Here is an 11,572-nt window from a genome sequence, read left to right on the forward strand (position 1 = left end):
TTTGGTGTGGCTTGCTGCATCAATCCCCCGACCGGTGTACCAGTCTTTTTCAGTGCAGATAATTGATTGTTCAGTGTATGGAATCCACCACAGCTCAATCACTTATCTATACTCTATTCTGACGTCGACTGCCGAAAGGATGGCAGTCAGTGGAACACTGACAGAGCAGGTGCTCATTGACTCAGGACGCAATCTTAGAATAACAGCCAGGACACACTATTATGATTATCTCTGCTTCTACAGATTACCGCGCTGCTGCGAAAGCCAAGCTGCCTCCATTTCTTTTCCATTACATTGATGGTGGTTCATACGACGAGCGCACGCTGAAACGCAACACCGATGATTTAGGTGATGTTGCGTTGCGACAACGTGTTCTGCGTGACATGAGCGATCTAAGCCTAGAGACTGAGATCTTCGGTGAGAAACTTGCTATGCCAATCGCACTTGCTCCTGTTGGTCTTACTGGTATGTACGCAAGACGTGGCGAAGTACAAGCCGCGAAAGCCGCAGAAAAGAAAGGCATTCCTTTCACCATGTCAACGGTATCCGTTTGTCCTATTGAAGAAGTCGCACCTGCGATCGAACGCCCAATGTGGTTCCAACTGTATGTTCTAAAAGACCGAGGCTTTATGAAGAACGTACTTGAGCGCGCGAAAGCGGCAGGTGTAACGACACTGGTTTTCACCGTAGATATGCCAGTTCCAGGAGCTCGTTACCGTGACATGCACTCTGGTATGAGTGGTCCAAATGCGGCGATGCGCCGAGTATTCCAAGCCATGCGCCATCCAAGCTGGGCACTGGATGTCGGTGTATTAGGTAAACCTCACGACTTAGGGAACATTTCTACTTACCGTGGCGAACCAACGAAGCTGGAAGATTACATTGGCTGGCTCGGTGCAAACTTTGATCCTTCGATTTCTTGGAAAGATCTAGAGTGGATTCGTGACTTTTGGGACGGACCAATGGTCATCAAAGGCATCCTAGACGAAGAAGATGCAAAAGACGCAGTTCGCTTCGGTGCAGACGGTATCGTTGTATCCAACCACGGTGGGCGTCAACTTGACGGTGTCCTTTCGACAGCGAAAGCTCTGCCTAGCATCGCAGATGCAGTAAAAGGTGACCTAAAGATTTTCGTCGACTCCGGTATCCGCACTGGTCTGGATGTCGTTCGTATGTTGGCGCTTGGTGCTGACTGTACGTTGCTTGGTCGCTCTTTTGTTTACGCCCTAGCGGCACAAGGCGGTGCGGGTGTTGAAAACTTGCTTGATTTGTATGACAAAGAGATGCGCGTAGCGATGACACTCACTGGCGCAAAAACTATCGCCGATCTGTCGCGTGATTCTTTGGTGAAGATTCCATAGACCTTACCGACTCTCCCCCTAACAAAAAAGCGAGCTCAATGAGCTCGCTTTTTTTAGAAATTTGAATTAGCGGACGTGATGTTCGTATTCAATCACCACTTGGTTGCCTTCAATAAAAACGTTACGAATGTCGCCGTCTACAGTCACTCTGTTTTGTAAGTAAACCGAACCAGAACCCGATACATCGCGTTCGGTCATTGATGGGATAACTTGTCCGGGACGAACGTGCAATTGCTCACATAACTGCTTAACAAAGCCCAAAGTCAACGGTGCGTTACCGCGTAACAACGAAGAGAACTCATGTAGACTTAAACCTAGACGTTTTGCCATCTCCATTTGGGTAAGGTGCATTTTTGCTTTTTGCGACATCCAAATGTCGTAGAGCGCATTTCGGTCTAGCTCTGTAAATTCCATGGTTCATCTCCGCATTTCAAAGTGACCTTAAAGTCTCATATTTAAATGTGATAAATGTTAGCGATGAGTCAAAGAACCTACAATTGATGGTTCGTATGGTAGTGCTTATCTTTCAATCTACGAGTTCTATCACATCTCATAGGTTGATTTACTCATACTTTACATTTCGTCATACCTATCATCATCTTGAATTAATATAAAAGTCATTAATGGCAATGTAAACAGCAAAACATCCCTGTTACAACACAACGAGACTTTGTCACTTTCGTTCCGCCTCATCATTTTTCTAGGGCGAATTGGTAAATTCTGCTACCTTTCCCCCATTGTTCTATAAAAAGAAACTTTACTTATGCCACAGTGGTTTACAGAACTTCAAACTTACGTCATGGCTAACCACCAAGATTGGAGCAGCAGCGTTTTATTTATCACGATAGCCAGCTTCTTTGCTTGGATTGCTTGGCGTGTCTTGCATTCGCGCCTCGCGATTCTTGTAGAGAAAACCCCCTTCCATTGGGATGACCTTTTATTAGAAGCGTTAAAAACCCCCGTCAGCACACTCATTTGGTGTTGGCCCGCTACGGTATCAATCGGCATTGTTTTGCAAAGTGAGTTAGGCAACGAGTTCAACTGGCTTAGCACACTCAAACTCATCCTAGTGATCAGCATATTAGTTTGGATAGTGATGCGTCTTATCACTAATGTTGAAGACTATGTACTGGAACAGAAAACTCGTGATGAAACCACGGTGCAAGCGATCGCCAAAGTCGCGCGCCTGTTCTTCATCGTGATTGGTGTGCTTACCGTCATGCAAGCATTCGGGCTTAGCCTTTCTGGTTTGCTAACCTTTGGTGGCGTCGGTGGTTTGATTGTCGGTTTAGCAGCAAAAGACTTACTGTCCAACTTCTTTGGCGGCTTAATGATTTACTTCGATCGCCCATTTAAAGTTGGCGATTGGATTCGCTCGCCAGATCGTAAAATCGAAGGCACTGTTGAACGTATTGGATGGCGCATGACCAGTATCCGTACTTTCGATAAAAGACCGCTCTATGTACCAAACTCAGTGTTCAGCAATATCGTCGTAGAAAACCCATCGCGCATGCTAAATAGACGCATCTTTGAAACGATAGGATTACGTTATGATGATGCAGAAAAAGTACCCGTCATCATCGATGCAGTACGTGAAATGCTACAAAACCACAAAGATATTGATACGCGCCAAACTCTGATTGTGAACTTTGATTCGTTTGGAGCTTCCTCACTAAACTTCTTCATTTACACCTTCACTAAAACGGTGAACTGGGTGCGTTACCATGAAGTGAAGCAAGATGTGTTACTGCAAGTAATGGCGATCATTAAAGAACACGAAGCGGACATCGCATTCCCAACTCAAACGCTCAAACTCGATCCAATTCAAATGGCGAAAGCACAAGCGCAAGAAGATCAAGGCTACTAGCGATTGCAGACTGCCATCATCTAACGATGGCTTATCAAATAAGGACCAAGCCCCGGACGTTATGCTGGGGCTTTCTTTTTATCTATAGGACAAGTTCGAGCAACTATTGTTAAAAAGCGTAGGAATTGGATAAGCTAGCTTCAAGCTCAAACGAATGAACAGGACAGCGCAGTGAATTTAAGACAATTGGAAGTCTTTTACGCCATCATGCAAACCGGAACCGTTTCTGGTGCCGCGCGCTTATTGCATGTATCGCAACCCAATGTCACTCGGGTACTTGCCCATACGGAGCAACAACTTAGCTTTGCCCTGTTTGAGCGTGTCAAAGGTCGCTTAGTACCAACCCAAGAAGCCAAAGCCCTACTGCCAGAAGCAGAGAAAGTCTACCAACAGCTTGGGCAATTTCGCTCTCTCACCAATAAGGTGAAACAAGGCACTCAGCACTTGAGAGTTGGAGCGCCGCCTGTCTTAGCTTCCCAATTGCTTGCTCCAACCATTGCGACCTTGTCTAAGCAGCAAGGCATCTCATTTGAGCTATTAACGGCAAACCGCGATGAACTTTGCTCAGGCTTACTTAAACACGAATTGGATGTGGCGATTGCCTTTGGTGAAGAAGCCCCACCCGCAATTTTGAGTGAGGTTTTACTCAAGCAGCAACTTGTCCTGATTGCGCCTAAATTGGCACTCAGTTCGACCGAAGACACAATGTCGTTTGATGATTTGATTCAGCACGAATTGCCAATCATCGGCTTGGACAGTCGAGACCCACTCGGTTTGTTGCTTCATCAAACACTCTCGGCACGCGACGAACATTATCACCACGCAATCACAGTACGCAGTTACGCCGCTGCTGCTGAACTGGTCAAACACCATGCCGGCTTTGCGATTGTCGATCCATGGACAGCAAAACAGTATCAAGATGATGAATCGGTAAGCGTGCGCTCACTTTCTCCTGCGCTGTCATTTTCAATCTCTATCATGTTTGCGGAACATACACCGCAATCCATTTCGACCAAGCTTTTTATTGATTCACTTAAGCAACATGTGAATCAGTAAGTTAGCACTCACCTTACCCTATAACCTCAAGTTATAGACGCACAATAAATAGGCATTCGGCTTCCCTCTTCAAACTGGCTACATTGTTTGAAAACGCCATTACTTGAACGTATTGGTTAAAAACGTCTTGTTTGAAAACGTACTGTTTAAAAACATACAGAATGACAGAGGGAACCATCATGCAAATTGCTCAACCTTACTTACTTTTTCTTGGTGACGTCACCGATCCATTAGCCGCAAAAACTGCGCGCGGTATCCATCAATGGCGCCCAGAGATTTGCTTAGGGCAGCTTTGTCTTACGTCAGAAACCGTTTCGTTAGGTTTAACCGATATGACGCTGCAACAGGCTCAGCAGCAAGGCGCAAAAACGCTCGTCATCGGCACAGCAAACCCTGGTGGTGTTATTCCTGAATCATGGCAAGCGACGTTACTAGAAGCGGCGGAAATGGGGTTTGAAATCGCCTCAGGTATGCACCAACGTCTTTCTGAATTCGCTCCTTTAGATGACTTACAACAACGTGGCTTAGCCAAGTTACACGATGTACGCCATTACGATGCCTCGCTCAAAGTGGGTAATGGTAAAGCGCGCTCGGGGAAACGCTTACTAACGGTTGGCACCGACTGCTCGGTTGGCAAGATGTTCTCTGCCCTCGCGATTGAGAAAGCTTTACAGCAATCTGGTTGTCACGCTGAGTTCAAAGCCACAGGTCAAACGGGCATCTTAGTCGCGGGCAGTGGTATTTCGATTGATGCTGTTGTCGCGGACTTTATCTCTGGTGCGGTGGAAGCCATCAGCCCTGAGTTCACAGACCATGAATGGGACATCATTGAAGGACAAGGCTCGTTGTTCAATCCTTCTTTTGCGGGCGTGAGTTTAGGCTTGCTTCACGGCGCACAAGCGGACGCTTTGGTATTGTGTCACGAGATCGGTCGCCCACACATTCGCAACCTTCCCCATGCGAAATTGCCAACGATTGAACAAACCATCGAGGCAAATTTACAAGCAGCACGTTTAACAAACCCTGACACACAACTTGTTGGAATCTGCTTGAATACCTCTGCAATCAGTGAAGATGATGCCGCACAGCTTTGCCAAGAATGGACGGAGAAATACCAAGTGTCCGTAACCGATCCTGTGCGTTTTGGCGTAGAGCAAATTGCTCAACAGATTATTGCGATTTAAGTTGCGATTTAAGGATTGTAGATGCGATGAAAATCCATGTAGAGCCCGTCACCATTGCGATGGCGACGCCTTTTCGTATATCCCGTGGCAGCAGAACTGAATGTCACGTGGTGCGCGTAACCGTAGAACAAAGTGGCATCAGTGCCCAAGGTGAATGTACGCCTTACCCTCGTTACGGCGAGTCGGTGAAATCGGTGATCAAAGCCATTTCTCAAGCCGCTCATGAACTGCAAGGTTTGTTTGCCAAAGGTGACGCGAACATAGTCTCCCTCAGAGAAAAACTACAAACTCTTCTCCCTGCCGGTGCGGCACGTAATGCGCTCGACTGCGCGATGTGGAACTTACAAGCCAAACTCGCAGGCAAGCAACATGCCCAAGATCTATTTGAATTGCCAACATCGATTGTTACTGCGATGACCGTGTCGATTAACACGTCAGAGGCAATGGCAAACCAGACCCGTAGTTACATCGAACAAGGCGCAAAACTACTTAAAGTGAAGCTCGATGGCGAACAAGTGATTGAACGCGTTCGCGCTGTTCGTGAAGCGGCAGGCGATGCGATGATCGTGCTGGATGCGAACGAAGCATGGCAAGAACTGGACTTAGACACCACCTTTGCCGCGCTAGCGCCACTGAATATTGCGATGATTGAGCAGCCTTTACCCTCGAATGACGATGACAAGCTAAAAGACATTTCGCACCCAATTCCACTTTGTGCCGATGAAAGTTGCCATACACGCCAACAATTGCATGAATTGGTAGGCAAATACGAAATGGTCAACATCAAACTCGACAAGACGGGTGGTCTTACCGAAGCCTTATTGCTTGCAGAAGAAGCGAAACATCTTGGTTTTACCTTGATGTCCGGTTGCATGTTAGGCACTTCATTGGCGATGCGTGCAGCGCTACCCATCGCGGTCCAATCGAAAGTGGTTGATTTAGATGGTCCGATTTTACTGGGTCAGGATATTGAGCCTGCTTTGGTATATCGAGAAGGAGAAATCGTTCTGTAAAGAAGCGATGATAACCCCATCACCGATTTCATGACCTAGATTAAAAAACAATCACCATCAGCATGAAATAAGTCACATAAATTACGAGGTTATTACGGCATGCTAACACGGTAGTAACCTCTAATGCGCTTTTTCAGCAAGGTGGTGGTTGTATGTATAGAGTCATCCGAAAAATGACATGGAAGACGAACAGGCGGTAAACCCGCCCTACTCCAATGCAGTTCGTACCTGATATCAGGTTTGCTTTGGAACCGTTGATTTGCCGATAACGGCTTACTCGGTTTCGCACGTCATTTGCAAGGAGGCTCTATGCCTATCAATAAGATCCGCAACGTCGCCTTTGTCGGTCAAACGGGTACCGGCAAAACCACACTGATAGAAAAACTGCTCTACACCTGCCAAGCCACTAGCCATTTAGGGTGTGTGGAAAAAGGCGATACGGTGACCGATTTCGACCAACAATCCATCCAATATCAACACAGTATCGAAGCCACACCAGTCGCCCTCAGTTGGAACAAACACCGCCTCAATATCATCGACACTCCCGGACAAAGTGAATTACTCGGGCGCACACTCAGCGTGTTCCCTGCCGTTGAAACTTCTGCGTTGATCATCGACCCACAAATGCCCATCAACCAAACTTCTGACCGCTTGTTCGCCTTTGCTAAAGAGCAGCAAAAGTGCCAGATGATCATCATCAACAAGCTCGACAATCACGGCAACCAACTTGAAGCCGTGATGGAAAATATCATCGAACACTTTGGTGATAATTGCTTACCAATCAACTTACCTTCAGCCGATGCTCAATCGGTGGTGGATTGCTATTTCGAACCAGAGATCGAACGCGACACCTTGCTCGCCAAAGTCGAAGAAGCGCATGAAACCTTGATAGACCAAGTGATTGAAGTCGATGAAGAGCTGATGGAACTGTATCTCGAACAAGGCTCAGAACTGACAGCAGAACAGCTGCATGATCCGTTTGAAGAAGCATTGAGAACCGGACACGTAATTCCAATCTGCTTTGTGTCATCCAAAACAGGCGCGGGGGTAGAACTACTGCTGAGAACCCTAGCGGAAATCATGCCGATGCCAAATGAAGGCAACCCACCGCTGTTGGAGAAAAACGGCAAGAAGGTAAAAGTAAACTGTGAAGCACTTGAGCACAGCGTGGCGCATGTGTACAAGATCAGCGTCGATCCTTACATGGGTAAACTCGCCTATTTGCGTGTTTACCAAGGTGAAATCAACGCAGGCAGCCAACTCTACATTGGTGAAAGCAACAAAGCGTTCAAAGTTGGTCATCTTTACCAGTTGCAAGGCAAAGACAGAACGGAGATCCCAAGGGCGCTTGCCGGCGATTTCTGTGTGCTCGCCAAAGTGGATGAGTTGGAATTTGATTCCATTGTTCATGACTCTCATGAAGAAGATGGCGTGCAACTCAAAACCCTCAACTTCCCAGATTCGATGTACTCGCTGTGCCTAAAACCCGTTAAGCGTGGCGACGAGCAAAAACTTGGGGATGTACTGAATAAAATTGCCAGTGAAGATCCTTCTCTTCGAATCGAACATCGTGCACGCACCAATGAAACCATCATCAGCGGTCAGGGTGAATTCCACCTCAAAGTAGCGCTTGAGAAAATGTCTGCAGTCTACAAACTGGAAGTGGAAACCAGCCAGCCAAGCGTCGAATACTTTGAGACCATAACCAAACCAGCAGAAGGCCACTATCGTCATAAGAAACAAAGCGGCGGCGCGGGTCAATTTGGTGAGGTGCAATTAAAAGTACGCCCACTCGAACGCGGTGCGGGCTTCAAGTTCATTAATAAAGTGGTTGGCGGCGCGATTCCTACTGCACTCATCCCAGCAGTGGAAAAAGGCATTGTTCAGGCATTGGAAGAAGGGGCGATTTCTGGTAACCCAATCAAAGATGTCGAAGTGACCGTTTACGATGGTAAATACCACTCGGTTGACTCGAAAGAAATCGCGTTTGTCATCGCAGGTAAGAAAGCCTTCTTAGATGCGATCAACAATGCGGACCCGATAGTGCTCGAACCGATTGTGCAAATGGAGCTTCATATTCCAACCGCGAATGTGGGTGATGTATCCGGCGACTTATCCGGTAATCGCGGGCTAATTGAAGGAACAGAGCCTATCGACGCAAACTTCACCATGTTAAGAGCCAAGTCTCCAGTCAACGAACTGCAAGATTATGCTCGTCGTCTGCGCTCAATTACTGGCGGTGAAGGTAGCTTTAACATGACACTCAGCCACTACGAACCAGCGCCACCAGCTGTGCAAAAACAGGTCTGCAACGAAGCGACGCAGCAAAGCTAAGGCTTAATACGTTTAACCTCACTAACAAAAAACGCCCTCAAAACTTGAGGGCGTTGTTGTATTCAGTTGAGGTCTATTTGTCTAACGACATACCAATATGTTCAAGCTTGGATTGGAACTGTTCAACACTGTCGGCTTTATAGGTAGGAGAACCGTTAAAATAGCGTGGCTTCTCTGGCAACATCGCATTCTTGAGTTCTTGTTCCTGATCGACATTGTCATGGTACACCGTTACACGGTTTGGGATATCCTGCTTCATAAATGCCATTTTGGTTCTCCTTTTATTAAGACGAATCTTAATCGTAGAACTGAACAAAAAATGCGCAAAAACTCATCATTAAAAATTTGATCTTCTAGACAATATTAGGATCTATTGACCTTTCGAACTTGGCTCTTGGATCTGATAGAGGCGGCGTTCATTCTCTGCGCAAGTAGTCTCACAGTTACACACTTTGTCAACGCCGACGTTATTCAAGCCACCGCAACTGCCTTGAATGCGTTTATTGTGAAAGATCACACCCAGTGACATCAACAAAATGATGGCTAAGAACCCAAGAAAAGTGAACAACCAAACCATTACTTCACCTCTTTCACGTAAGAAGAAACCAATGCTTTAAGTTTAGTTGGGCGCAACGTCATGAGTGTGTTTTTTGATTGAGATTGAGGATTGATCAATAGCGAAGGCGCTTTTTTGCTACCACAGCCACCGCAACCACCTTTTTTGACGTGATTGGTCGAAGGGCGACCTTGCGTCGCAACCGTTAATGGCGATCGAGGCACACCCATTACATCATCCAGTGAGCTGCGAGTCGATAGCTTAAAGACTTGTTTACCACTACTCAAAAGCTTACCAAGCGCACGTTCCCCAATGTTGCGAACCAACACTGCATCCACATGATATTCTTGCAAAGATTGAATAAGTTGAGATTTTGCTTTACAGCCAGCTTGTGGCATAGAAGCAATATTAGCTAGGTTTTTCAACAGCCCTTCCGTGTCGGAATAAATCGCAATGTATGGGGCTTTAACAAAATGATTGGCGACGCGTTCGCCGTCATTCGGAATAGCGTAAATCATGAGTTTGACTCCTGGTCAGGAAAAACAAGTGCATGACCCTCAACTAGGCTTTTCGCGACTTTAAAACGCGCGCTTTTAACCGTATTACCAAAGGTCTGGCGAGAGACTCCCATTTGGTCGGCAGCTTGCTGCTGGCTCAATCCTTCCAGATCGGCTAATCGCAATGCCTCTAGTTCTTCTGGCAATATGTTGACTTTCTCCAGCTCATAAAACGGTACGCCATTGGGCTTAAAACAATGGTGTGCTGCACGTCCACATATGCGTCTTTCTATTTTTGGTCTCGCCATCACATCCTCTCTACAAAACGCCTTAACCTTACGCTCGTTTATGGCATATGCCAATTATAGTTTTTAGCATATGCCAATATCTTAGTTTGCAAAAATCGTATTCATAGCGAAATATTCGTTAGACATCTAATAATAATGCAACAGTACATACAAACCACCATACGATTCATTGACATGAGTCGATAAAAAACCTTTCATTTCTGTGGCTATTTTCATCAAAAATTCACCAACACTTTCACGCTCATTAATAAACAAAGCTATAATTCACCTAACACATTAGTTTGAACACTAATGATTAATTAGTTACCCTAAGTGAGCAATTTAGAGAAAGGAAACTCAATATGACGTACAAAACTCCCTTACTACTAGCGATTGGTGCGCTAGCAGCGACCAACGCAAACGCAAGTGAGTGTGGAACGGTTACCATTGCAGATATGAACTGGAACTCTGCAACACTGATTGCCAACGTGGACCGTTTTATTCTTGAGCACGGCTACGGCTGTGATGCCGAACTCATCCCTGGCGACACCATGCCAACTGGCACCTCAATGATCGAAAAAGGACAGCCCGATGTGGCACCAGAGCTTTGGAGTAACAGCCTTAAAGATGCACTAGATAAAGGTGTTGAAGAAAAGCGCCTACGCTATGCTGGTAAAGCACTCGTCGATGGCGGTGAAGAAGGTTTCTGGATCCCTGCCTACCTTGTTAAACAATACCCTGAAATGAAAACCATCGAAGGTGTGAAAAAACACGCGAAGCTGTTCTCTCATCCAGAAGACAAAGCAAAATCGGCATTTTACAGCTGCCCAGCTGGTTGGAACTGTCAAATCAGCGCCGGTAACCTTTTCAAAGCGATGGACCTTGCCGGATCAGGCTTTGATATTATCGACCCAGGGTCAAGTGCAGGTCTGTCTGGCTCAATAGCAAAAGCCTACGAACGTGAAGAAGCCTGGTTTGGTTACTACTGGGCACCAACTGCAGTTCTCGGTAAGTACGATATGGTGAAAGTGGATTTCGGTAGCGGCGTTGATGAGAAAGAATTTGTCAGCTGTACGACACAAGCTGATTGCGAAAATCCAAAACCAACCATGTACCCACCTTCACCGGTTCACACCATTACGACTGAAGAGTTTGCTTCACGCTCTCCGGCTGCATACAACTACTTCACTAAACGTGGTTTCACCAATGCAGACATGAACCAATTGCTGGCTTGGATGGAAGACAACCAAGCGGACGGTGAAGAAACCATGTTCCATTTCCTAGAAAACTACCCACAGATCTGGACCGCATGGGTTCCTCAAGACGTAGCTAAAAAAGTGCAAGGTGCACTGTAAGACTTAGACGTTTCGTAAATGGTATAGGAATACCAAAATTGTTGTATGCCGAGGCTCACTTG

At 46.3% G+C, this 11,572-nt stretch carries 12 protein-coding genes; 7 read left to right on the forward strand and 5 right to left on the reverse strand.

Going from position 1 to position 11,572, the window contains the following annotated elements; genetic code table 11:
• Window positions 1-221 precede the first annotated feature (221 nt).
• Window positions 222-1,361, forward strand: a complete 1,140-nt coding sequence (lldD, locus tag ABMY42_RS12275; RefSeq protein WP_005452916.1) for an FMN-dependent L-lactate dehydrogenase LldD — start codon at window positions 222-224, stop codon at window positions 1,359-1,361.
• A 66-nt stretch (window positions 1,362-1,427) separates the two neighbouring features.
• On the opposite strand, the gene ABMY42_RS12280 is transcribed toward lldD, so the two are convergent.
• A complete protein-coding gene (locus tag ABMY42_RS12280) occupies window positions 1,428-1,775 on the reverse strand; it encodes a helix-turn-helix transcriptional regulator (protein WP_005452917.1) in 348 nt (115 codons plus the stop codon).
• 349 nt (window positions 1,776-2,124) lie between these two features.
• Between ABMY42_RS12280 and ABMY42_RS12285 the strand changes: the two genes are divergently transcribed.
• From ABMY42_RS12285 to fusA, 5 genes are all read left to right on the forward strand, one after another.
• Window positions 2,125-3,228 (forward strand): mechanosensitive ion channel family protein, encoded by a 1,104-nt coding sequence (locus tag ABMY42_RS12285; RefSeq protein WP_009703553.1) that lies wholly within the window; start codon window positions 2,125-2,127, stop codon window positions 3,226-3,228.
• A 171-nt stretch (window positions 3,229-3,399) separates the two neighbouring features.
• On the forward strand, window positions 3,400-4,284 hold the full coding sequence (locus ABMY42_RS12290) for a LysR family transcriptional regulator (protein WP_269987131.1): 885 nt from the start codon (window positions 3,400-3,402) through the stop codon (window positions 4,282-4,284).
• Between the two features lie 179 nt (window positions 4,285-4,463).
• Window positions 4,464-5,468, forward strand: a complete 1,005-nt coding sequence (gene dgcN / locus ABMY42_RS12295; RefSeq protein WP_349266345.1) for an N-acetyltransferase DgcN — start codon at window positions 4,464-4,466, stop codon at window positions 5,466-5,468.
• Between the two features lie 26 nt (window positions 5,469-5,494).
• On the forward strand, window positions 5,495-6,481 hold the full coding sequence (gene dgcA / locus ABMY42_RS12300; RefSeq protein ID WP_349266346.1) for an N-acetyl-D-Glu racemase DgcA: 987 nt from the start codon (window positions 5,495-5,497) through the stop codon (window positions 6,479-6,481).
• Window positions 6,482-6,790: 309 nt separating this feature from the next.
• Window positions 6,791-8,815 (forward strand): elongation factor G, encoded by a 2,025-nt coding sequence (gene fusA / locus ABMY42_RS12305; protein ID WP_349266347.1) that lies wholly within the window; start codon window positions 6,791-6,793, stop codon window positions 8,813-8,815.
• A 73-nt stretch (window positions 8,816-8,888) separates the two neighbouring features.
• On the opposite strand, the gene ABMY42_RS12310 is transcribed toward fusA, so the two are convergent.
• The 4 genes from ABMY42_RS12310 to ABMY42_RS12325 all read right to left on the reverse strand — a co-directional run bounded on the left by ABMY42_RS12310 (window position 8,889) and on the right by ABMY42_RS12325 (window position 10,176).
• Complete coding sequence (locus tag ABMY42_RS12310) at window positions 8,889-9,083, reverse strand: hypothetical protein (RefSeq protein WP_009697894.1); 195 nt, start codon at window positions 9,081-9,083, stop codon at window positions 8,889-8,891.
• Between the two features lie 102 nt (window positions 9,084-9,185).
• On the reverse strand, window positions 9,186-9,392 hold the full coding sequence (nqrM, locus tag ABMY42_RS12315; protein ID WP_005452936.1) for a (Na+)-NQR maturation NqrM: 207 nt from the start codon (window positions 9,390-9,392) through the stop codon (window positions 9,186-9,188).
• On the reverse strand, window positions 9,392-9,889 hold the full coding sequence (locus ABMY42_RS12320) for a NifB/NifX family molybdenum-iron cluster-binding protein (RefSeq protein WP_005452938.1): 498 nt from the start codon (window positions 9,887-9,889) through the stop codon (window positions 9,392-9,394). Before ABMY42_RS12320 ends, nqrM begins: the two co-directional genes overlap by 1 nt.
• Window positions 9,886-10,176, reverse strand: a complete 291-nt coding sequence (locus tag ABMY42_RS12325) for a DUF134 domain-containing protein (protein ID WP_005452940.1) — start codon at window positions 10,174-10,176, stop codon at window positions 9,886-9,888. Before ABMY42_RS12325 ends, ABMY42_RS12320 begins: the two co-directional genes overlap by 4 nt.
• A 341-nt stretch (window positions 10,177-10,517) precedes the next feature.
• On the opposite strand from ABMY42_RS12325, the gene ABMY42_RS12330 reads away from it, so the two are divergent.
• A complete protein-coding gene (locus tag ABMY42_RS12330) occupies window positions 10,518-11,510 on the forward strand; it encodes an ABC transporter substrate-binding protein (protein ID WP_005452943.1) in 993 nt (330 codons plus the stop codon).
• The last annotated feature ends 62 nt before the right edge of the window (window positions 11,511-11,572 follow it).

The sequence above is a fragment of the Vibrio sp. SSH13-20 genome (genome assembly GCF_040104475.1).
Taxonomy (GTDB): Bacteria; Pseudomonadota; Gammaproteobacteria; order Enterobacterales; family Vibrionaceae; genus Vibrio; species Vibrio harveyi.